Here is a 20,481-nt window from a genome sequence, read left to right on the forward strand (position 1 = left end):
CGGCCGCACCCAGGCGCGCCACCAGACCTGCCGCAAGACGACCCGCGGCAGCGATCCACCACAGAAGGAGAACCCGTATGAACGAGCACTACACACCCGCCGTCATGGCATCACTGGCCACCAAACTCACCAGCCGGGACCGCCACCTACTCCGCACGATCTGGACCCACAGAGTCCTGACCAGTCACCAAATCGCCCAGATCGCCTTCAACGATGCCGGCACTGCACGCCACCGCCTGATCAAACTGCACAAGATCAGCGTTGTGGACCGCTTCCGCCCGAAGCCGCCCACAGGTTCGGCGCCTTGGCACTACGTGCTCGGCGAACCGGGTGCCGCCGTACTGGCCGCTGAAGACGGCATCACCATCTCCGAACTCGGCTACCGCCGCGACCGAGCCCTGACCCCCGCCTACAGCCAGCGTCTGGCCCACACCACCGGCGTCAACGACGTCTTCGCCCGCCTGTACGGCACCGCCCGCCACACCACCGGATGCAGCCTGGATACCTGGTGGCCCGAAACCAGGTGCGCCGCCCAATGGGGCAAACACGCCCGGCCCGACGCCTACGCCCGCTGGACCGAAAACGGCCGCACCATCGACTTCTTCCTCGAATACGACACCGGCACCGAAACGCTGGATCGGGTGGCAGGAAAACTGCACGACTACGCCACCCTCACCACCGTCACCGGCATCACCACCCCGGTGCTGTTCCTGACCACCGCGCAGGGCAGGGAAGCCAGCTTGCGCACCCGCCTGCAACTCCGCGCCGCCCAAACCGGAGTACCGTGCGCGACCGCCGTCACCGGCCCCAGCTCACACGACGCGATCTGGCTCCCCCATGACCGCAACGAAAACCGGCTACGCCTTGCCGAACTCGCCGGCCACTGGCCCCAGACTGGCCCCGCGAAGCAGCCATGATCGACGAGGCCGGGCTGATCACGCCCTTGGCGATCGGCGGGGGCCTCCTGCTCGGCATCGTGGTGCTGGCCGGAGCGTCCGGCGGTGTCCACTACGCCGTCACCACCGACACCACGCCCTTGCTGGGAGTGACTGCCGAACGCGGCGTGTTGGCCGTTCAGGCCGCGCTGCGCATGCGCGGCGTTCCGTACTCCTGGGGCGGCGGCGGACCAGGCGGCCCCGGCTTCGGCATCGGGCGCGGCGCCCGGACGCGTGGGTTCGACTGCTCGGGTCTGACCGAGTACGCCTGGGCCACAGCCGGAGTACGAATCGGCGGCGACACCTCCGCCCAATGGAACACCGGAGCCCGCATCCCCAGAGGCCAGATCAGGCCCGGAGACCTGATCTTCTTCGCCGACAACCCGGCTGACCCTGCGACGATCCACCACGTCGGCTTGGCGATCGACGTCACCCGTATGGTCCACGCACCGTCCACTGGCAGCACCGTCCGCATCGAGACCTGGGCAGGCGTTCCCTACTGGGAGCGGGAGTTCATCGGCATCATCCGGCCGCGACACCCGCATGAGGACATGCGAGGTCACACCCCGTCATCGGCTGTAGAGTGACCGTGACCGGTCTCGGCTTTTCTTTGACGGAGTACTGAGAATGGTCCGAGGGCCGGTCCACAGACCGGCCCTCACTCCTCACTCAAACACCGCTGCAGCAGCGCGAAACCCGGCATGGTCTCCGTGGGGCGGATCCCCACCTCGAACATCTCCGGCTCCTCGAAGACCGGCTCCCCGCTCGGACGCCGGGCATAGGCGACCCGCCCGTAATCGATCCCGTCATCCTGGTCGAAGCTCATCCAGGTGATCGCCTCCTGCTCACCCTCCCGCAACCGATGGTTGGACACCGCCCGCACGGCGATCGTGCCGGGCGCGGAGAACACCCACACCTGCGGCACCGCCAAAACCCACCGGACCACCCCGATCTCCGCCGCCTTGCCCGCCGCCCGCATCTCGAACGCGGCGGCGGTGGCACTGTCACGCAGATAGTCGTAATCGCTCATGACGAGCTTGCCCGGACCCGTCGTGCCCTCCAGGGCGACGATCGCTGGGCATTCGCGGGCCACGATGTTCTTCTCCAGGCGCTCCACCGTGTCGAACAGCAGATGCGCGGTCGCCTCGTTCATATCTCCTCCGCTCGCCAGGGTCGCAGACACGACTCGACGAACGACGGGGGTTCTGGGATGGGGTCATGGTGGAGTAGCCGCTCAGCGGCTGGGCGAATGCCATAGCCTCGCCCGGGCAGCGGCGTCCGGGACGAAGGGCGCCAAGTTCCATACATACGACTGCGTGCCCTGCTCTTAGCGTCAGCGGCATCACGTTGGCGATGGTTGAACGCACCACAGCGTCCTGCCTGGGCATGGCTGCCGGATGTACCCCGCTTCAGGACGCGAGAGTCAGCGGCCGGTCCAGCACACCCGACAGCGTACGCAGCGTGGCCCGGTCCAGGTCCTCGATGCCGCCGGTAACCGCGCGCAGCATGTTCCGCTCAGCCCGTTCCGCCCCGCGCACGTTCTGCTCATGGTGGGCGAAGGTATTGACCGCCTGCACCACGCCCCAGGCCGTACCCCGCCACGGCGAGACCCGCAGATCGTGGTTCCACAACCTCGCCAAGGTGTCCCGCTTGTTCTCGGCCAGGGTGCGGCCCCGGCCCGGCTGATCAGGCATCGGCACATGCGCGTCCAAGAAGGCGTCCCACTGCCGGCCGCTCACCGAAGTCCGGCACAGGCTGGCCACCGCCTGAGAGAACCCGTCCGCCAAGGCGTGAACGATGTGCAGCGCCTCACGGGCCTCTGCGAGACGGAACCTCGAATTCCGGGAATGCTTGATCTTGACCTGCTGGCCCCGCTCAGCGAGCCCGGCGGCCATCGTGTTGTCGCACACGATGTTGGTCACCGCCCGCTTGAACGTGGTCGCCAGCGACCCATCGAACGAGGTCGCCCCGAACAGATGAGGCCGGAACTCCACCCCTTCGGGTGTCCGGACGTTCTCCGGCACCTCGACCGACACCCAGGCCACCGCGCCACCCCGCAGCAGACCGGCCGACCCGATCCACAGATCGGAATCCAGCAGATCAGCGATTCTGCGGATCAGCCACTCGCCGTAGGGGTGGCGCTCATACCCATCGGAAAAGACGCCCATGACATGCCCGTTGTCGCTGCGCACGATGGCCTGCCGCCCGGGCACCAGGGCCAGGCCGCCTCGTGGATCTTCGATGTAGAGGGGGCTGGAGACGGCCTCCCAGCCGAACAGCCGCCGCCGGACGTCCTCGACCGGGATCGGCCCCGGGTAGTGGTTCGGTTCTTCCCCCTGCATGCTGGCTCGGTAGTGCCAGGCGGCTGCTTCATCCAGTCGGGGACGTCCTGCCCAGTGGCCTTCCTGAACTCTTCACTCACCCCACCGGCATCCCCGGCGTAGGCACCACCGAGCAGGTCAGCGATCGTCCCGATGACATCCTGGGCGTACTCCGGCAGTTGTTGGGCAGCGTTGAATGCCTGGACCAAGGGAGCAATCGCCTCACGAAATCGAGCTGCGTGGAGCAGCACATATCCCCGTGGCGGACGTCGGCGTCCTGGCCGAGGTCCGGGCGCTTGTCGGCCCAGGTACGGACCTTGGCCACCGCCGCGGCGGGTCCCCAGGCGGCGGGCTCGACCGCTCCAAGAACCGGTCCCGGGATCGCCTGGTGCAGGCGCGTGAAGGCGGCGGCCACGGCGTCGGTTTGCGCGACGGTGGCGGGTGCGCCGCGCAGTACGTGGCCGGGCAGGCGGCTCATCACCACTGTCGGCGGGCTCGCGTTGAGGTCGGCTCGTATAGGGGCGGGGGCCAGGCCGGGCGCGTGTTCGGCCAGGAGCGTCAACGCCGTCCACTCGCGTTGCGGTTCGCGTCGATCCCATGAGCGGTAGCGCTTGATGACGACTTCGTCGCCGAATTCGAGGTCATGGGTGGTGGATTGGCCGACCGCCACGCGCGCTGCCCTTCTGCCGGTGCCCGGAAGGTTCCTCCCGGGCATCTCGTGCCGGTCGAGGATGGCTCCCGAGGTTATCGCAGGGACACCTTGCGAGGTGGGTCATCCGTAAGTGAGCGCGGTCAGCGGTGTACCTCCTCGTGGTAGAGCCGCTCGTAGCGGTCGGCTACGCGGGGCCAGGCGTGGTGTTGGCGTACGTGCTGTACCCCGTTGGCAGCCCGGCGGGCGCGCTCGATCGGATTGGTGAGCGCCGCGGTCAAGGTGGCGGCCAGCTCGCCGACGTCGTCGGGGGGCACGAGCCAGCCGTCCGCGTGGGCGCCATGGCCGGTGATGAGGGTGGCGGGCCCGCCGGTGCTGGTGGCGATCGGCGGCACGCCGCACGCCGCCGCCTCGATGTAGACCATGCCGAAGCTTTCGTTGACCGCTGGAGCGGCCATGAGGTCGGCACAGGCCAGCCCTGCGGGCAGCTCGTCGTGACCGCGCCAGCCGATCAGGTACACGTGCTTGTCGATGCCCAGCCGACGCGCGACCTCGGCGGGGTGCTCGCCCTCGTTCTCGCCTGGGTAGCCGCCCCACAGCAGCAGGACCGGTGTAGGCGAGATCTTCTTGCTCGCGGCGGCGAATGCCTCCAGTAGCAGGGGGAGGCGCTTGACCTGTTGGTAGCGGCCGATCCACAGCACGACTGGGCGGAGCTTGCCATCCGGAGTGAGCAGCGTGGCCAGATCGGCGTCGGTGTAGCTGATGCTGCCCGGCGGCCGGTCGACGGCCCAGCCTTGGGGGTCGGCGACGAGCCAGTGACGGAGCAGGGCCAGTCTTTCGCCGATGGTCAGGCGCTGGGGGGTGAAGCGGGTGATATCGACGCCGTTGCCGATGACGGTGATCTGCCGGGTGGGAACGGCGAGCAGACGCTGGAGTTCGGCCTGATCGTTGACCGAGACGGTGACCAGCCGTCCGGCCTGGCGCAGGTGGCTGCGCATCTGCGCGGCCCAGTCGTCAGCATGTCGCCAGTGCCGCCAGTCGATGGCGAGCGCGTGTTCGCGCAGGCCGGGTGAGAGGCTGTGGGGGAGCAGCCGAGCTAGCGCCTCACGCCGGGCGCCGGGATCAGGGTGGCGGCAGGCGTCCGCGAGATGGGTCACACCGGCCGCGATCCGGTCGGCGAGCCGAACGTGCCGCTGGGCTTGGTCGAGAAGCTTGAGGTCGGTGCCATGGAAGGTGGTCACCGCCGGGACGTCCGGATACGCGCGGGCGACGGCGCTTTGCAGATGGCTCAGGTGGTGGACGTGAACGACGTCAGGGCGGCTGCTGCGGTGGCTGGTCAGGTGCCTGGTCCAGGCGTCGATCAGGTGGGCCGTGGTGGCGGGTGCCACGGCGGTGAACATACGGTCGGGTGCCTGGGGGCCGCGGTCCTCGTAGGAGGGGTGAAAGGGTGATGGCCGACCTTCCATGCTGGTGCTGCCGCGGGCGTAGGCGTCGGCCGCGGCGTTGTAGTCCATCGGGGCGACGGGCAGGCCGGTGTAGAAGGTCTCGGCGTGGCTGAACTGGCCGGCCTGGCCGAGCGAGCCGCACAGGATGCGGCAACGGTGGCCGCGGCGGGTCAGTTCGGTGGCGAGGTAGCGAATGACCTGGGCAGAGCCGCCACGCGGGAAGAACTGGACGACCAGGTCGATGGTGAGCGTCACAGTGGGCTCTCTTCCACGGCGTGAGATGCCTTGGGGATTATCGACGTGGCAACGGGGACGTCCGTGCCGAGGCGGGCGGCGGCGAGGATGGCTTCGGTGGCCGCGACGGCGGCGACTCCTTCACGCAGGGTCACAAGGTCATGGGCGCGTCCTCGCAGCGCGTCGCGGAAGGCGAGGCTTTGGGCGTGGAACGGTTCCGGGCCCTCAATGTGGTGGCTGATGACCCGCCCCCGGCTCATGCCGCGAAATCCGGTGAGGGGCGCGCCTGCGCCAATGGCCGCGTTGGTGTGGTGGGTGATCGTCCGTGTGACCGCGTCCACGCTCACCCGTCCGGCGGCGGTGTGCAGGACGAGAAGGCGTTCTTTGAGCGGGGCGACACGGCTGAGTTCCATGCTGGCAAGGCCGCCATCGTCCAGCAGGCACCAGGCCACGGCAAGGTCGTCGTGCCCGCGGCCGGTCAGGGATGCGGTGCGTGCGGCGACCGAGCTGATGGGCCGGCCGGTGAGGTAGGCGATCAGATCGACATCGTGGATGCCGATGTCGCTCACCACGCCTGTGTCGCGGATGCGGTCGGGGAAGGGGCTGTGGCGGCGGGTGGCCAGCGCGTAGAGGTCCCCGAAATCGCCGGCGCGCAGCCGGGTGGCCAGTTCGGCGATGGCGGGGTTGCGGCGTTCGGTGTGGCCCACGGATGCGACGAGCCCGCGCTGCTCGAACGCCGCGGCCAGGCGCAGTGCCGCGGCCAAAGTGGGAGCGAGAGGTTTCTCGATGAGGGCGTTGATCCCGGCGTCGGCCAGGGTGAGACCGACCTGCTCGTGGGTCGCGGTCGGGGTGGCCACGACGCAGTAGTCCAGGTCATGGCCGAGCAGGCCGGTGACGTCGGCGGCCTGGTACAGGTGCGGGTAGGCGGCGCGGCGGGTGGGATCGGTGTCGGCCACGGCGACCAGTTCCACGCCGTCGATACGCGCAAGCGCTTGGGCGTGGACGCTGCCCGCCCATCCGAGCCCGATGACGGCTGCGCGAAGAGGAGGGCTCATGAGGGCTGCCTTCTGCGGGGTGAGGTGCTCGGCTCATGGTCGGCGTTCCACGCGGAGGCTCGGTCGCGTTCCGCGGGCAGCCAGGCAGGGATCGCTTGCGGAGTGACCTGGAGCCAGGACAGATAGCGAGCCACGCCGACGTCCACGGTGATTCCGGGCTGCCAGCCGAGCACGCTGGTCATGCGGGTGGTATCGGCGCGGCCCCCGAGCGGGTCACCGGCGGGCCGTGGCGCGGCGTGGAACCGGGTGGCGGGCAGGTGCTCGCGGACGATCTCGGCGACATGCCGGATGCTGGTGGGCTGTCCGGTGCCGATGTTGATGGTGGCTCCACCGGCCTGCGGGGCGGTCAGAGCGGTGAGGATGGCGTGGGCGGCGTCGTCAACGTGGACGAAGTCGCGGACCTGGCGCCCGCTGTTGTTGAGCGGCAGTTCTTGACCGAGGCTGGCGTACATGCAGAACTGGGCCACCACCCAGGACCAGGCGCGGGCTTGGGGATCTGCCGCTCTCCGTAGACCGAGAACGGCCGGACGATCGTGTAGTCCACCCCGGCGGCCTCCAGCAGGTGCCGGGTGTGTGTCTCACCCCAGAGTTTGGCACCGGCATAGGGGTTGAGCGGGTTGGTGGGCTGGTCTTCGGTGAAGACCTGGACCTCGTCTGGCCCGGCGACGCCATGCCCGTACACCTGTGCCGAGGAGATGTACACCAGCCGCTGAACGTTGCGGGCATGGGCCGCGGCCCGTAGTACCTCGTAGGTACCGGCGACGTTGGCGGCGAAGGCAGCGTCGGGATTTCGCACGCAGCCGGCCACGGTGGAGTACGCCGCGGCATGGATGACGAAATCGCTGCCGCCGGTGAGCCGCTCGATCAGTGGCCGGTCGTTGATGTCGCCCACGGTCAGGCCAGGCGTGCCGCGGGTGGTGCCGAGTATGGCGTAGGTGTCGGCGTCGTAGGCGGACAAGTCATCCAGCACGATCACCTGCGCGCCCAAGCTGCGCGCTTGGGAGGCGAGGGCGGCACCGATGAGACCGGCTCCTCCGGTGATGAGCAGGCGGGCATCGGCGAGGGTGGTGAGGTGGTTGAACATCCGGGCTGCCTCTTTTCGGGTCATGTGACGGCGCGCAGATCACTGGCAGATGAAGGAGCCGGTGAATTTGGTGACCGCGAAAAAGCCGTCGCGATCGATCACCATCTGCGCATGCTCACCTACGCGTTCGCGCAACTCGGTGAAGAAGCCGGGCTCCAGGCCGTCGCCCGGTGCCGAAGCGGCGCAGCAGTAGTTGTGCGCGGCGTAGAAGTCCAGGAACGGGCCGACGGCCGTGAAACGTAGCTGGTCCTGCCAGGTCTGAAGGTCGATCTCGGCGAAGTGGGCGGTTAGCTGCTCGTGGCCGTTGAGCAGCGAGATGCGGCCCTTGGGAGTGGACTTGAACAGGTACTCGGGGGCGTTCATCTGCCGCATCGCGGAAAAGTGCGCGTCGAACATCTCCACCATCGAGTCGGGCCGGTCGGTGGTGAGGATGAACCGGCCGCCAGGCGCGAGCACCCGGGCGGCCTCGTGCAGGCAGGTGTCGATGTCCGGCACGTAGTGCATCATGTAGATCGCCGTGACGCGGTCGAAGGCGTCGTCAGCGAACGCCGAGAGGTCATCCGCGCTGCCTTCGACCCATTCACACGGCGTGGCCACTCCCGCCATCCGGGTACGTGCGGCCTCCAGGACGCCAGGGGCGATGTCGAGACCGACGATCTTCCCGCTCGCGAGGTGCGGGCGGATTTGCTCGGCGACGAAGCCGTTGCCGCAGCCGAGGTCCAACCACCGTTCACGGCCGGTCAGCGCCATCTGCTCCAGCAGGTGGTCGGCCATGGTGCGGGGGTTGGTACGGAAGCGGTTGTGCGCCAGCTGCTTGCCGTCCAGCATGCGGGTGTCGGCGAAGTAGCGGTCACGGGCGTCGCTGGTGCTGAGCTGGAAGTACGTGCTGGGCAGAGTGGCGCCGAGCTGGTCAAGTTCCGGCGTGCGGAAGTCCATGACAGCCTCCTTCGCGGGCAGGGCTGGAGGGTTGCGGCACCGCCCATTTGGTGCCGATGTACTTGTGCGGGAGCAGGTGGCTCAGTGCTGTGATGCGCGGCCCCTCGGGGGCGCCGATGACGACGGCCAGGTCGGGGGCGTGGTCAAGGAGCAGTTCGCGGCACAGTCCACACGGCGGCACCAGCCGAGGCGGGGTGCGCTCGTCCGGCTTGGGGTGCCGTACCGCAGCCGCAAGAATCAGCGGTGCGGCGGTGGACATCCGTGCGACTCCGAGCGCGACCGCCTCCGCGCATACGGCCGCGCGGCCGACCATGGCGTCGAGGTGCAGGCCCAGGTGGATGGTGCCGTGGGCGTCCAGGATGGCGGCGCCGATCTGGTGGCGAGCCAGCACATAGCGAGCAGAGATCAGCCGGAATGCGCTGGCCACGACGCGCCGGCCATCCTCGTCGGCGCACTCAAGCGACGGATCGAGGCGATGTGTTGTCATGAGCCCGCTCCGGCGGGCGGCGGCGTGGTGAAGTGGGGGAAGTCTCGGTGGATCTCCGACTCGCGAGGGCCGCGCGCGCCCTGGTACTTACCGTCGTACAAGGTGATGTCGCCGTGGACGCGCCAGAAGGTCACCTGGCCGATGAGCAGGTTCGCGTAGACACGAAGGGGCTGGACGGCGTGCAACTGCAACGTCCATTGGTTGTGGGAGCCGATGTCGATCAGGTCGGCGGTCACATGGACGAAGAGGCCGAGGCGGGCCACCGAGGAACGCGCCCGGATGATGGGCACGTAGTGGTCGCTGCCCATCACCTCCACTGTGTGCCCTAGGTAGATGCGGTCCGGCTGTAGGACGAGCCCGTTCGCTCCGATGGTCAACGTGCGGACGGGGTTTGGGCGGGCGACGTCCAGGATGTCGCTGGTGTAGGTCTTGATCGTCGGACCCAGCCGGAAGTTGTAGCTGTTGGGGTTGACCTGGCCGGTTGCGAACGGGTCGATGGTGATCCGCCCCTGCTCGTGCTGGCGGGTGATCTCTGCACCAGTCAAGATCATGAAGGCGCCTCCTTCGTCAGCGATGCTCAGGCGGTCGTCAGCAGCCGCGGCGGTGGGGTGACGGCGGTGGAGAAGCGGCCGAAGTGACCGTCGTATGAGGGCACGACGCCGTGGGGTACCCAGAACGAGATCTGGCCGACGATCATCCCGGTGTACAGCCGGATGGGCTGCACCGCGACGATCTCCAGAGTCCAGCGATGGACTGCGCCGAGATTGCCCAGATCGGCTGAGATCTGCAAGAACACCCCGAGCCGGCTGAGCGAGGAGCGGCCGATTAGCGATGGCACGTAATATGCGCTGCCGATCCGCTCCAGCGTTGTGCCGAGATAGATCCGGCGCGGTTGTAGGACGATACCGCCTGCGGGGATGATGATCTCGTCCGTCGGGTGATCGGCGAGTGGGTCGATCACGGCGGAGCGGTGGACTCGTAGCGCTGGCCCGAGCCGGTAGTTGACGCTGTTGGGGTTGAGCAGCGCCGGGTCGAACGGGTCGATGGTGATCCGGTCGCGCTGGAGTTCGGCGGCGATCGCGGGCCCGGTGAGGATCACATCTTCACCCCCAGACGCTCAATGAGCGTGGCGGCCTGGCCGCGCAGTGCGGCCAGGCCGCCATCGTTGGCCACCCGGTGATCGGGGGTGCGGTGGACCGGTACCTCGTTGGGGTGATCCTCCCGGGCGAGGGTGAGATCGCCGCGGGCCTGCCTACGGGGCCAGCGTGTCTCCTGTGGTGCGTGGACCTCGACCAGCAGGAACCCCAGGCGCGTTACCGCCTCGACGTCAGGGGCGCGCATGTCGTCGCAGACCAGTATGGTGCCGGCTGGTACCGCGGCCACCTTGGCGGCGAACAGGTCCGTCAGCGAGGTCGAGTTGATCCGACGCAGATGCCTGGCCAGATCGCTCAGCAGCAGACCATCCTGTGTGGTCGGCGACAGCAGGGGCCGCCCGGCCAGGGTGTACATCAGGGCCTGAAGCTCGTACAAAGGTGCGCCGATCTTTACGACCTTGCACGGAACGCCTGCCGCCTCGGCTTGCGTGGCGAGCAGGCGGGCGAAGGTGGACTTGCCGGCGCCGGGCAAGCCGTAGAGCGCGAGTTTGGGCATGAGGAAACAGACCCCCTCAAGGGCAGGTGATCAGGAAGGGTCGGCAGCATCCGGATGCAACGGATGTCGTCGTACTCTCGGTCGGGCTGTTCTGAAGACAATGAGAACTCGATGACCGGCGCTCCTACCAGTGATCATCTGTAGTCTTCCGCGCCGCCGATGTAGTCTCTTGCGCCTACCGGGCTGCAACGGGGCGATGGCTAAGAGATGGTGGAGGCACTGGCCCTCACACCAGGAGCGACCTATGACGGCTTCGCTCGAACAGCCGCACCCGTTGACCGTTTTGCGCGGCAGGCTCGGCTGGTCGCAGGCGGCTTACGCCCGTGAGTTGGATGCCGTCCATCGACGGCTCGGGCTGGGCGGGATGGCTCACGAGCGGCAGAAGATCTACCGGTGGGAAAGCGGGCAGGTCGTCCCCGAGTCATCCGCGCAAGAGGCGATGGCCGTCCTGCACTGCGTTCCTGCGCACGTGCTCCAGACCTTGCCGTGGCCGGACTGGCTGGCTGGCTACCGCATGTGAACGGGCAAATGAGACTCCCATCTATGGCGATCAGGCAGCTACGGTGGAACTGCTGACCGATCTCGCAGTGGGAGGCCTGGTGGACCGGCGTGAGTACCTGATCATGACGTCGGCCGCTCTAGGGGTATCGATCAGCGGCTGGCAAGACGCTCTTGCCTCCCTGACCAGCCCGGTTTCAACCGGCCGCCGCTTGATCACCGCGCCCATGGTCGGCCATCTGGAGACCCGGCTGGACCGCCTGCGCCATCTTGACGACGCGCTGGGCAGCGCCCAACTACGCGAGCTTGGCAAGGCCGAGTTCGCGTTCATCGTCGGCCTGGTCAAGGACGCTCGCTTCGATGAGCCCACCGGCCGGCGGCTGTACGCGGCTGCCGCCGAAGCCGCCCGCTGCTGTGCCTGGGTCCATTTCGATGACGGCTTCCACGCTCAGGCCGAGCGGTTCTTCGACGCCGCGCTGCGGGCCTCGGCCACCGCAGGCGACCCGCTCAGCGGCGCCTACGCGCTGTCCTTCCGCGCGATTCAGCACTACACCGCCGGCGACCCCCGCGATGCCGTCGCCCTTATCGAGGCCGCGCAGGTTCAGACCAAGAACAGGGCCACTCCCCGCTTCCGCGCGATGCTCGCCGCGCGGGCGGCCCGTTCCTACTCCAAGGCCGGTGATCGGCGTGCCTGCGCCCATGCTCTCCACCGGGCTCGTGATCTGCTCGCGGCCGGGCCACGCGATGATGATCCGCCCTACTTGTACTGGGTGGACCTCGGAGAGATCGAGATGATCGCCGGGTCATCGGCGCTTCAGCTCGGCGACTCCCGGGAAGCAATCCGCCGATTCGACGCAGCGATCGACGCGGACTACGCGGGCGACGATCAGTACCCGCGCACACATGCCATTTACCTGGCGCGTGCCGCTGACGCCTATCTGGCGTTGCGCGACCTCGACCAGGCGGTCATGGTCGCCCAGCATGCCGTCCGCTGCCTCGGTGGTGTCGAATCGGCACGATCGTCGGCGACCTTGGACGACCTGAGAGACAAACTCGCGGAACACCGGCACGTTCCCATAGTCCGGGATTTTCTCGACTTCACGACATAAGGGAAATGCGGTTTGAGTCGGAACAGGGGAACAAGCCGCTCGATTTACTAAGTCGCGGTAAATACCCTCGCTACGCGCTGTACATGCCGTGTTGCACGTCACCGTGCTGGCCAAGCGCGGCGACATGGACGGAGCCGTCGAACTCGCCCCGCCGATTCGGCAGGCCGCCACAGGAGTCAAGTTCCAACGACTGGACCAGCGACTGAACGAGTTCGCCGAACGCCTCGCCCCGCACAGCAGCCCACCTGTCGTCGTTGACTACCTGGAAGCGAATCGAGATCGGCAACTCCAGCCTGAACAGTGACCGCAGTTGCTCCGCCAGGCAGTCGGTCACCTCTCTCGGTACTCGATCGGACTGAACGTCTGGTAGCCGACGCCAAGAGTCGAGCCGGACAGGAAGGGGGTGTCCAGGATCGCCGAAGAAGCGCGTTCGGCTCGCCACTAATGCAGAAGCTCCGACTTGGCTAAACTTCTGGTAAGAACTAACTCCTGCACCCTTGGCCGCCAGAAGACTATGGCTACCCTGGTCTGGCAATCGTGGCCAGTAGATCACTTCTTTATGTTAGGAATTGGTCGGTGAGGGTTGATTTGCCAACTGTCAGGCGCTTCATGCCTTTGGTGGCCTTCCTTATGACCGTCGCCGCGACGGCGGCGTGCCAGTCGGACGCTCACACCGATTTCGCACGACCGACCCCGATATCTACTCAGCCCCCGGCTTATCCGAGCATCTCTCCCACTCCCGCCACGGACAGGGACGCGGTCCTTGCCGTTTACCGCGAGTTGTACCGCGCCGGTCAACGCGCTGAGTATGCCACCCCCGCAGAGCGCAGGGTGATCCTTGAGCGGGTGGCTGCGCAGCCCCTTCTGAGCACGATGTTGGAAGGCATCGCCGCACTTCGTGCCAAGGGGCGCGTTACCTATGGGTTCCCTAGCATCCACTCTTACGGCCTTCGCATCACGGGCAGTCGAGCCTCACTGCATGACTGCCAGGACGGGCGTACAGGCGGCCAGGCGGATGACCGGACGGGGAAACGCCTGACTCATGGCATGCCCGGTACTCACATGGTCGCCGCACTTTCCAAGGAGGCCGATGGTGTGTGGCGAGTCGTGAAGATTGACCAGTTGGAGGAGCCTTGCTCACCGGCGACATGATCTATCTGTTTTTCGCGGTAGCGGCTTCCCTTCCACTTGGGCCTTACGACGACGATATCGGCGTGTCGAGCCAGTACACAGGGTATGTCATTTCGGCCCGGGACCGCCCTGATCGCCCGTCTGCAACCCAAACCCGGAAGAAGCCGAATGTGACTTGCTCCTACCAGCCATGGCATGTTAGTGACGAAAAGAACGCCCAGAAATCCCGCGATACGCATAATGAGGCATTTGAAAAGGGGACTCACTACCTGGTGAAGTGTTCTGACGGTTCCGGGGACGTCGTCTGGAACGGGACTGGAGATCACATCTGGGTCAGACCTGATCACGATGGCCGTGCATCCCCGGAGAAGCTCGCGCGTCGTGCCTACAAGCTGATTCCGATCACACCGCCGTCGGTGTCTACCGCCCCGCCACGCGGGCGAGATGGGCTGGTCGGGCTTCCGCATTGGTTCTGGTTGGCCGATGAGCAGTGGACGGCCAAGTCCAAGCGCCTGCGTGCCGGATCGGTCTGGGCCGAAGCCACCGCCACGCCGCAGCAGATGACCATCAACACCGGCGATGGCCGGAGGCTCACCTGCAATGGTCCTGGTACCGCCTACGACCCCACCCGGCCCCCCGAACGGCAGAAGACCACCTGTTCCCACCTGTATGAGCAACCGGCACACGGCTATCGAGTCACGGTATCGGTGACCTGGGGCGGGAGTTGGCGCGGCTCGGGCGGGACAGGCGGCACGCTGCCACCGATCACCAGGTCGGTCACCTTCCCGGTACGCGTCGTCGAAGCGCAAGCGCCCGTTGTAAGGGAGTAGACCCGTCGATGTTGCTTCAGCGGCTCAAGCCGCCTGCGGAGACGGGCCAGGTACGTCCGTTGCCGGGGCAGCGTAGTCCGATGATGCTCCTGGCCAGCGTCGGGCTGACCGCGTTGGGGGCGTTGATCGCCTGGCAGGTGTACGGCGTCGCCGCGCATCGCACGCCGGTGCTGGTCATGGCCCGGGATGTGCCGATCGGGCAGCCGATCGGGGCGCAGGATCTGCGGACGGTCGCGCTCGGCCTGGATCCGGGTGTCCAGACGGTGGAGGCGGCCGGAAAGAGCGGCATCATCGGCTGGCGCGCCGCAGTCGATCTGAAGGCCAGCGGTCTGCTGTCCCGGGGTCAGGTGACCGACGCTGTGGTTCCGGCGCCGGGCGAGACGATCGTGCCGGTGGCGCTCAAGCCCAGCCGGTTGCCCGCCCGCGGGATCCGGCCCGGGGATCGCGTGCTGGCCGCGGCCGTATCGGACGGCGCCACGCCTGCCGACCATCCGGCCCGCGTTGATCGGGTCGGGCCGCTGGATGCCGATGGGCTGGTGGTGGTCGATCTGGTCGTCCCGGCCGCCGATGGGACCGCGCTGGCCCGGCAGGCCGCCGATGGGGAGATCGCGCTGGTGTTGCGGTCGCGGGCGGGGTGAGGGCCAGATGTTGATCGTTGTGTGCTCGGGCGGGCACAGTCCTGGGGTCACCACGACCGCTTTGGCGCTGGCGCTCACCTGGCCCCGGGAGGTGTTGCTGGCCGAGTGCGATCCGGCCGGTGGCAGCCTGCTGTCCGGCTACCTGGCGGGCCAGCCGCAAGATCGTGGTCTGGGTGAGTGGGCGGTGCGGTTGCGGCGCGGTGGCGACTCCGCCGCCGCCCTTGCCGAGCAGGTCGTGCATCTGACCGGCGGGCAGCGGATTTTGCCGGGGCTGGCCGAGCCCGCCCAGCTATCACTGGTGCAGCCGCTGTGGCCGGCCATCGGCGAGGCCTTGGCCGCGCTGCCGGGTGATGTGATCGCCGACATCGGGCGGATCGGCGGCACGGACACCCCGACACCGCTCCTGACCGCCGCCGATCAGGTGCTGGTGGTGGCCCGGCCGAGCCTGCGGGATCTGTCGGCGCTCGCCCCACGGCTGAAGACACTGCCGCGTGCGCGGGTGCTACTGGCCGGGGCCGGTCCGTACAGCCGCCGCGAGGTTGCCAAAACGCTCGCCGTGGAAGTGGTCGATCATCTGCCGCACGATGTTCGTGCTGCGACGCTGCTCAGCCACGGCACCGGCAACACCCGCTACCTGGCGCGTTCTCTGTTGCTCCGCGCGGCGCGATCGCTGGCGAACACCCTGGCCGAGCGGGCCCTACCGAAGGTGGCACGGTCGTGAGCTTTGATGTGCAGCAGGCGGTGCGGGAGTTGCTGCCGCAGGTCACCCAGGCACTCGATGACGCCCACGTCAGCGGGGATGAGGCGATCCGGGAGTACGCCCGGGCCGCGATCATCGATCTGGTCCGTGCCTACGCCGACGGGCGCGCCCTGGCCGGGCGCGACACCCCGACCCTGGCCGAGGAGCGACTGCTGGCCGAGGCCGCCTACAACGAGATCTTCGCCCTGGGCCGGTTGCAGCCGTTCATCGATGACCCACAGGTGGAGAACATCGACGTCAACGGCTGCGACCAGGTGTGGATCACCTACCGCGACGGCAGCAAAATCGCCGGGCCGCCGATCGCCGACTCCGATGAGGACCTGATTCAGGACGTGCGGCGGTGGGCCGCCTACCAGGGGCAGACCGCGCGGGAATTCTCCATCGCCCGGCCCCGGCTGCACCTGTCCGCCGGGCAGCAGACCCGGATCGCCGCGCTGATGGGGGTCACCCCGCGGCCGTGTCTGTCGATCCGCCGGCACGGCATGCTGCACGCCGATCTGGATGACCTGATGGCCACCGGCACCCTGGACAAGGGCCTGCGCGCCTTCCTCGGCGCGGCGGTCCGCGCCCGCAAGGACATCGTGATCACCGGCGGGATGGGCGATGGCAAGACCACCTTCGCCCGCGCGCTGGCCGCCGAGATCGACCCCGACGAGCGGATCGCCACCATCGAGAAGGAGTACGAGCTGTTCCTGCACCACCAGGGCGATCGGCATCGGGACGTGCTGGCGTTGGAGGCCCGGGAGGGCAACAGCGAAGGGCTGGGCGCGATCACCATGCACCAGCTCATCGCGGACGCGTTGCGGTTCAACGCCCGGCGGATCATCGTCGGGGAGGTCCGCGGGGATGAGCTGGTGCCGATGCTGGAGGCGATGAACACCGGCGGCGCCGGATCGATCTGCACCATGCACGCCGACTCGGCCGCTCAGGTGTTCGCCCGGATGCTGATCCTGGCCGGCTCGGGTGGGCTGGCCCTGCCTGCCGGGACGCTGTTTCGGACCATCGGGATGGCGGTGGACTTCGTGGTCCATCTGGGGCACGACCTGCGGCACGACCTCGACGGCCCGGTCAACCACCGCTACGTCGCCGAGGTACACGAGGTGCTGCCGCCGGGGGACGGGGCGGAACCGGCGGTCAACCGGGTTTATGTGCCGGGGCCGGATGGCCGGGCGGTGTCGCACACGATTCCGCAGTGCATGGACGAGCTGGTGCAGGCGGGGTTCGATCCGGGGTTGTTCACCGGCTGGGGGCTGGTGTGACCGGGCTGCTGGCCGCCCTTGCCGGGGCGGCGCTGGTCGCGGGGCCGCTATTGGCCATCACCACCTTGACGCGCCCCTCGCCGCTACGGCCGCCCCGTCCGAGACAGCGACGGCTGCCGCCGATTTCGGCCAGGCCGGTCCTGTACGCGCTGGCGGCCGGTGGGGTGACGTGGTGGGCCACCGGCTGGCCGGTCGCCGCCGCTGGGGCCGCCGCGGGCGCGGTCACGCTGCCATCGATGCTGACCAACCGCGCCACGACCCGGCGGATCGAACGCCTGGAAGCCCTGGAAGCCTGGACTCGGCACCTGGCCGATGTCCTGGGCGGCAGCGCCGGTCTGGAAGAAGCGCTGCGTTCCAGCGCGGACAACCCGCCCGCGCCGATCGCCGAACAGGTGCGGGCGCTGGCCCGGCGGCTGGCCTACCGCACCCCGACCGAACAGGCGCTGCGCGCGTTCGCCGATGACCTGGACGACCCGGCCGGGGACATGATCGCCGCGGCGTTGATCCTTGCGTGCCGGGCCCGCGGCAAAGGCCTGCGTGAGGTGTTGCAGGGTCTGGCGCGTACCGTGGCCAAGGACGTCGCCGCGCGGCGGGACATCGACGCGCAGCGGGCCACGCACCGCACCACCGCCCGGTGGGTGATCGGCGCGCTGCTCGGCTACACTGCCTTCGCCTTGGCCAACCGTGCCTATGTCGCGCCGTTCGGCACGCTGGGCGGGCAGGTGGTGCTGGCGGCGGTGATCGGCTTGTATGCGGGGGCGTTCGCCTGGCTGCACCGCCTGGCCCAGCCGCCGAAGGCCCACCGCTTCCTCAACCCATCCAGCGGGGAGCGGTCATGATCGGTCTGGTCCTGGCCTGCGGCGCGCTCATCGGCCTCGGTATCGCGCTGGCTGTCGTGGCGCTGCTGCCCGCCGCGCCCGCGCTCGGCCCGGCGATGCAACGCCTCCAGCCCGGCGCGAGCCGTACCGAACCTGACCGGGACTGGAGAACCCGCCTGGCCCGCAAGCTCCCGATCACCGCCCCGCAGACGGACCTGGCCTTGACCGGCAAGACCGCCGAAGACTACCTCGCCCAGAAGACCCTGATGATCGGCCTCGGAGTGGCCGGGCCGCCGGTGCTGTGGGCCTGGTGCGCCCTGCTCGGCATCACCCTCCCACCGATCATCACCTGGGGAGCCTGCGCCGCGTTCGCCGTCGCGGTGTTCTTCGCCCCCGACGCCGCCCTCCGCGGGCAGGCCGCCGAAGCGCGCGCCGCGTTCCGCCAGGCCATCATCGCCTACCTCGACCTGGTCGCACTCGCCCGCGCAGCCGGAGCCGGACCGGCCGACGCCCTGGAATCGGCGGCCAAGGCCGGGCAGGGCTGGACGTTCCGGCGGCTGGCCCACGCGCTGGACCCGGCCCGCCGCACCACCGGCGGCGCATGGGACGAACTCACCCGCCTGTCCGCCGAGATCGACCTCCCCCAGCTCGGCGAGGTCGCCGCCATCGCCCAGGCCGCCGGAACCCGGGGCGCGGGGATCACCGGCACCCTCATGGCCAAGGCCCAGTCCCTGCGCGAGGCCGAGCTGTCCGCCGCGACCGCCTCGGCCCGCTCACGGACCGAGACCATGACCGTCCCGATGGCGTTGTCGGTCATCGGTTTCCTGCTGCTGCTCGGCTACCCCGCCTTCGCCCGGATGACCGGCGGCTGACCCACCTGGAGGGTGTTCATGATGATGTACAGATTCCTGCTCGCCGCGACCGTCGCACGGCTGGAGGACCTGCGATCGGCCGCCGGACGACGCCGCGAACACGGCGGCTCGACAGTGGAATGGGTGGTCATCGCCGCCGTGGTGTTCCTGCTCGCCATCGCCGTGGGAGCCAAGCTCACCAGCGTCGTCAACGAACACCTCGCCAAGATCAAATGAGCCGACGAGAGCGGGGATCGGCCACCCTGGAGGCCACGGTGATCTACCCCATGGTCCTCCTGCTGATCCTCCTGGCGGTCAATGCCGCGATGTGGTTCCACGCCCGCGCCATCGCCCTGGCAGCCGCCCAGGAAGGACTGCGCGCCGGCCGCGCCCACGGCGCCGGCCTCACCACCGGGCAGACGGCGGCCCGCGACTTCCTCCGGCAGACCGGCGGCAACTTCCTCACCTCCCCATCGGTCCGCGCCGAACGCACCGGCGGCAGTGTCCAAATGGTCGTCACCGGCCGGGCGATCAGCCTGATCCCGCTGCTCGACCTGGGGGTGGAACAGGTCGCCCGCGCCCCGCTGGAACGATGGACCACCCCATGACCACCCCGGCAGAGCGGGGCTCGATGGCGCTGGAAGCGGCGATCATCGCCCCCGCGCTGGCCGCCCTGGTGCTGGCGGTGATCGGGTTCGGGCGGATCACCCTCGCCCACGGCGCGATCGACGCCGCAGCACGGGACGCGGCCCGGCAGGCGTCCCTCGCCCGCGACCCCGCCTCCGCCCGCACCCAAGCCGTGGCCAGCGCGCATGCCGCGCTGGCCCGTGAGGGCCTGGCCTGCATCCCGACGGTGACCGTGAACACCGCCGCTTTCTCCGCACCGGTCGGCGCACCCGCCACCGTGGTGGCCCGGGTGTCCTGCCGGGTGGACCTGGCCGACCTCGCCCTGCCCGGCCTTCCCGGCTCCAAGCATCTGACCAGCGAGTTCACCAGCCCGATCGACCCCTACCGGGCCCGAGGAGACATCCGGTGAACGCCGAGCGGGGATCGGTCACAGCGTTCGCCGCGGTCATCGCGCTGGCGGTGCTGGTCTGCGCCGGGCTGGTAGTGGACGGTGGCGCCAAAGTCCAGGCCTACCGCACCGCGTACGCGGTCGCCGAAGAAGCCGCCCGCGCCGGAGCCGGACACGTGGATGTCGTGGGCGCGTACAGCGGGGGCCGCATCGAGACCAGCCCTGCCCAGGCAGTCTCGGCCGCCCGCGCCTACCTGTCCTCGACTGGCCACACCGGCAAAGTCGCCCTGGCCGGTGGCCGGACGGTCCAGGTCATCGTCGCCACCTCCCGGCCCACCCGTCTGCTGTCGCTGATCGGCATCGACCAGGTCACGGCCAGCGCCACCGCTACCGCGCACCTGTTCCACGGCATCGAACAAGGACGACCGCAATGACCTGGCCGCAGCACCCGATCCTCACCAAGATCACCGCAGCCACCGCGCTGGCCGCGTTCCTGGCCGGGATCCCCGCCGTCCTGCTGACCTTCTTCTGGCCGATCGACCTGCCCACGGCCGATGACCTGGCCACCCCCGGCGAGCCCGTGGTGATCGAGGCGCTACTGCTGGCCGTGGTGTGGACCTGCTGGACGCTGTTCACCTGGGCGGTCCTCACCGAAGTTATAGGAGCGATCCGGAATCGCCCCAGCCGGATACGGCTGCCGTTCCAGCGCCTGGCCGCATACCTGATCACCGCCATCACCGTGACCGCCACCGCGCCGATCGCCGCACCACGCGGCC

At 68.7% G+C, this 20,481-nt stretch carries 27 protein-coding genes and 1 pseudogene; 16 read left to right on the forward strand and 12 right to left on the reverse strand.

Features of this window, described 5'->3' with window-relative positions:
* Positions 1-77: 77 nt before the first annotated feature.
* Both C1I98_RS15075 and C1I98_RS15080 read left to right on the forward strand, forming a co-directional pair.
* Positions 78-917 (forward strand): replication-relaxation family protein, encoded by an 840-nt coding sequence (locus C1I98_RS15075; protein ID WP_233507886.1) that lies wholly within the window; start codon positions 78-80, stop codon positions 915-917.
* Positions 914-1,522, forward strand: a complete 609-nt coding sequence (locus C1I98_RS15080) for a C40 family peptidase (protein WP_111167835.1) — start codon at positions 914-916, stop codon at positions 1,520-1,522. The genes C1I98_RS15075 and C1I98_RS15080 overlap by 4 nt, the downstream gene beginning before the upstream one ends.
* Positions 1,523-1,593: 71 nt before the next feature.
* Here the strand turns inward: C1I98_RS15080 and C1I98_RS15085 are convergent, their stop codons facing one another.
* The 12 genes from C1I98_RS15085 to C1I98_RS15135 all read right to left on the reverse strand — a co-directional run bounded on the left by C1I98_RS15085 (position 1,594) and on the right by C1I98_RS15135 (position 10,796).
* Positions 1,594-2,088, reverse strand: coding sequence for a hypothetical protein (locus C1I98_RS15085; protein WP_111167837.1), 495 nt, complete (start codon positions 2,086-2,088; stop codon positions 1,594-1,596).
* A 256-nt stretch (positions 2,089-2,344) separates the two neighbouring features.
* Entirely contained in the window at positions 2,345-3,313 is a 969-nt protein-coding gene (locus C1I98_RS15090; RefSeq protein ID WP_267898049.1) for a DUF932 domain-containing protein, read from the reverse strand.
* Between the two features lie 40 nt (positions 3,314-3,353).
* Positions 3,354-3,926 (reverse strand): phosphotransferase family protein, encoded by a 573-nt coding sequence (locus tag C1I98_RS15095; protein WP_111167841.1) that lies wholly within the window; start codon positions 3,924-3,926, stop codon positions 3,354-3,356.
* 122 nt (positions 3,927-4,048) lie between these two features.
* Positions 4,049-5,605, reverse strand: coding sequence for a glycosyltransferase family 4 protein (locus C1I98_RS15100; protein WP_111167843.1), 1,557 nt, complete (start codon positions 5,603-5,605; stop codon positions 4,049-4,051).
* A complete protein-coding gene (locus C1I98_RS15105; RefSeq protein ID WP_111167845.1) occupies positions 5,602-6,639 on the reverse strand; it encodes a Gfo/Idh/MocA family protein in 1,038 nt (345 codons plus the stop codon). The genes C1I98_RS15100 and C1I98_RS15105 overlap by 4 nt, the downstream gene beginning before the upstream one ends.
* A complete protein-coding gene (locus tag C1I98_RS45045) occupies positions 6,636-7,091 on the reverse strand; it encodes an NAD-dependent epimerase/dehydratase family protein (RefSeq protein ID WP_199536962.1) in 456 nt (151 codons plus the stop codon). The genes C1I98_RS15105 and C1I98_RS45045 overlap by 4 nt, the downstream gene beginning before the upstream one ends.
* Positions 6,986-7,723: an NAD-dependent epimerase/dehydratase family protein gene (locus C1I98_RS15110; RefSeq protein WP_199536963.1), complete on the reverse strand. Its 738-nt coding sequence runs from the start codon at positions 7,721-7,723 to the stop codon at positions 6,986-6,988. Before C1I98_RS15110 ends, C1I98_RS45045 begins: the two co-directional genes overlap by 106 nt.
* Positions 7,724-7,762: 39 nt before the next feature.
* Positions 7,763-8,659, reverse strand: coding sequence for a class I SAM-dependent methyltransferase (locus tag C1I98_RS15115; protein ID WP_111167847.1), 897 nt, complete (start codon positions 8,657-8,659; stop codon positions 7,763-7,765).
* Positions 8,634-9,146, reverse strand: coding sequence for a cytidine/deoxycytidylate deaminase family protein (locus tag C1I98_RS15120; protein ID WP_146607446.1), 513 nt, complete (start codon positions 9,144-9,146; stop codon positions 8,634-8,636). Before C1I98_RS15120 ends, C1I98_RS15115 begins: the two co-directional genes overlap by 26 nt.
* A complete protein-coding gene (locus C1I98_RS15125) occupies positions 9,143-9,697 on the reverse strand; it encodes a dCTP deaminase (protein ID WP_111167851.1) in 555 nt (184 codons plus the stop codon). Before C1I98_RS15125 ends, C1I98_RS15120 begins: the two co-directional genes overlap by 4 nt.
* 26 nt (positions 9,698-9,723) lie before the next feature.
* Positions 9,724-10,245, reverse strand: a complete 522-nt coding sequence (locus C1I98_RS15130) for a dCTP deaminase (protein WP_111167853.1) — start codon at positions 10,243-10,245, stop codon at positions 9,724-9,726.
* The gene (locus C1I98_RS15135) at positions 10,242-10,796 is read right to left on the reverse strand and encodes a P-loop NTPase family protein (protein WP_111167855.1); all 555 of its coding nucleotides are present in this window, start codon (positions 10,794-10,796) and stop codon (positions 10,242-10,244) included. Before C1I98_RS15135 ends, C1I98_RS15130 begins: the two co-directional genes overlap by 4 nt.
* Before the next feature lie 244 nt (positions 10,797-11,040).
* Here C1I98_RS15135 and C1I98_RS15140 point away from each other — a divergent pair, with 244 nt between their 5' ends.
* From C1I98_RS15140 to C1I98_RS15200, 14 genes and pseudogenes are all read left to right on the forward strand, one after another.
* A complete protein-coding gene (locus C1I98_RS15140) occupies positions 11,041-11,316 on the forward strand; it encodes a helix-turn-helix domain-containing protein (RefSeq protein ID WP_111167857.1) in 276 nt (91 codons plus the stop codon).
* The gene (locus tag C1I98_RS15145) at positions 11,300-12,403 is read left to right on the forward strand and encodes an NsdA family TPR-like regulatory protein (RefSeq protein ID WP_497844839.1); all 1,104 of its coding nucleotides are present in this window, start codon (positions 11,300-11,302) and stop codon (positions 12,401-12,403) included. Before C1I98_RS15140 ends, C1I98_RS15145 begins: the two co-directional genes overlap by 17 nt.
* An 88-nt stretch (positions 12,404-12,491) precedes the next feature.
* Positions 12,492-12,707 (forward strand): hypothetical protein, encoded by a 216-nt coding sequence (locus C1I98_RS40495; RefSeq protein ID WP_146607447.1) that lies wholly within the window; start codon positions 12,492-12,494, stop codon positions 12,705-12,707.
* Positions 12,708-13,536: 829 nt separating this feature from the next.
* Positions 13,537-14,364 carry a hypothetical protein gene (locus C1I98_RS40500; protein WP_146607448.1) on the forward strand — a complete coding sequence of 276 codons (828 nt, stop codon included), beginning with the start codon at positions 13,537-13,539 and terminating at the stop codon, positions 14,362-14,364.
* Positions 14,365-14,444: 80 nt separating this feature from the next.
* Positions 14,445-15,002 (forward strand): SAF domain-containing protein, encoded by a 558-nt coding sequence (locus C1I98_RS15160; protein WP_158558045.1) that lies wholly within the window; start codon positions 14,445-14,447, stop codon positions 15,000-15,002.
* A 61-nt stretch (positions 15,003-15,063) separates the two neighbouring features.
* Entirely contained in the window at positions 15,064-15,723 is a 660-nt protein-coding gene (locus C1I98_RS15165) for a CpaE/TadZ family protein (RefSeq protein ID WP_111167867.1), read from the forward strand.
* Positions 15,720-17,021: a TadA family conjugal transfer-associated ATPase gene (locus C1I98_RS15170; protein WP_158558046.1), complete on the forward strand. Its 1,302-nt coding sequence runs from the start codon at positions 15,720-15,722 to the stop codon at positions 17,019-17,021. The genes C1I98_RS15165 and C1I98_RS15170 overlap by 4 nt, the downstream gene beginning before the upstream one ends.
* Positions 17,018-17,860 carry a type II secretion system F family protein gene (locus tag C1I98_RS15175; RefSeq protein ID WP_111167871.1) on the forward strand — a complete coding sequence of 281 codons (843 nt, stop codon included), beginning with the start codon at positions 17,018-17,020 and terminating at the stop codon, positions 17,858-17,860. Before C1I98_RS15170 ends, C1I98_RS15175 begins: the two co-directional genes overlap by 4 nt.
* On the forward strand, positions 17,857-18,711 hold the full coding sequence (locus tag C1I98_RS15180) for a type II secretion system F family protein (RefSeq protein WP_111168094.1): 855 nt from the start codon (positions 17,857-17,859) through the stop codon (positions 18,709-18,711). The genes C1I98_RS15175 and C1I98_RS15180 overlap by 4 nt, the downstream gene beginning before the upstream one ends.
* 18 nt (positions 18,712-18,729) lie before the next feature.
* Entirely contained in the window at positions 18,730-18,927 is a 198-nt protein-coding gene (locus C1I98_RS40505; protein ID WP_146607449.1) for a hypothetical protein, read from the forward strand.
* A complete protein-coding gene (locus C1I98_RS15185) occupies positions 18,924-19,298 on the forward strand; it encodes a TadE/TadG family type IV pilus assembly protein (protein ID WP_158558047.1) in 375 nt (124 codons plus the stop codon). The genes C1I98_RS40505 and C1I98_RS15185 overlap by 4 nt, the downstream gene beginning before the upstream one ends.
* Positions 19,295-19,726 carry a TadE/TadG family type IV pilus assembly protein gene (locus tag C1I98_RS15190; protein WP_199536964.1) on the forward strand — a complete coding sequence of 144 codons (432 nt, stop codon included), beginning with the start codon at positions 19,295-19,297 and terminating at the stop codon, positions 19,724-19,726. The genes C1I98_RS15185 and C1I98_RS15190 overlap by 4 nt, the downstream gene beginning before the upstream one ends.
* Entirely contained in the window at positions 19,723-20,139 is a 417-nt protein-coding gene (locus tag C1I98_RS15195) for a pilus assembly protein TadG-related protein (RefSeq protein WP_111168100.1), read from the forward strand. Before C1I98_RS15190 ends, C1I98_RS15195 begins: the two co-directional genes overlap by 4 nt.
* A pseudogene (locus C1I98_RS15200) lies at positions 20,136-20,481 on the forward strand (hypothetical protein); the annotation flags it as partial. The gene C1I98_RS15195 and the pseudogene C1I98_RS15200, both read left to right, overlap by 4 nt.

The organism is Spongiactinospora gelatinilytica, assembly GCF_003236385.1.
Classification (GTDB): domain Bacteria; phylum Actinomycetota; class Actinomycetes; order Streptosporangiales; family Streptosporangiaceae; genus Spongiactinospora; species Spongiactinospora gelatinilytica.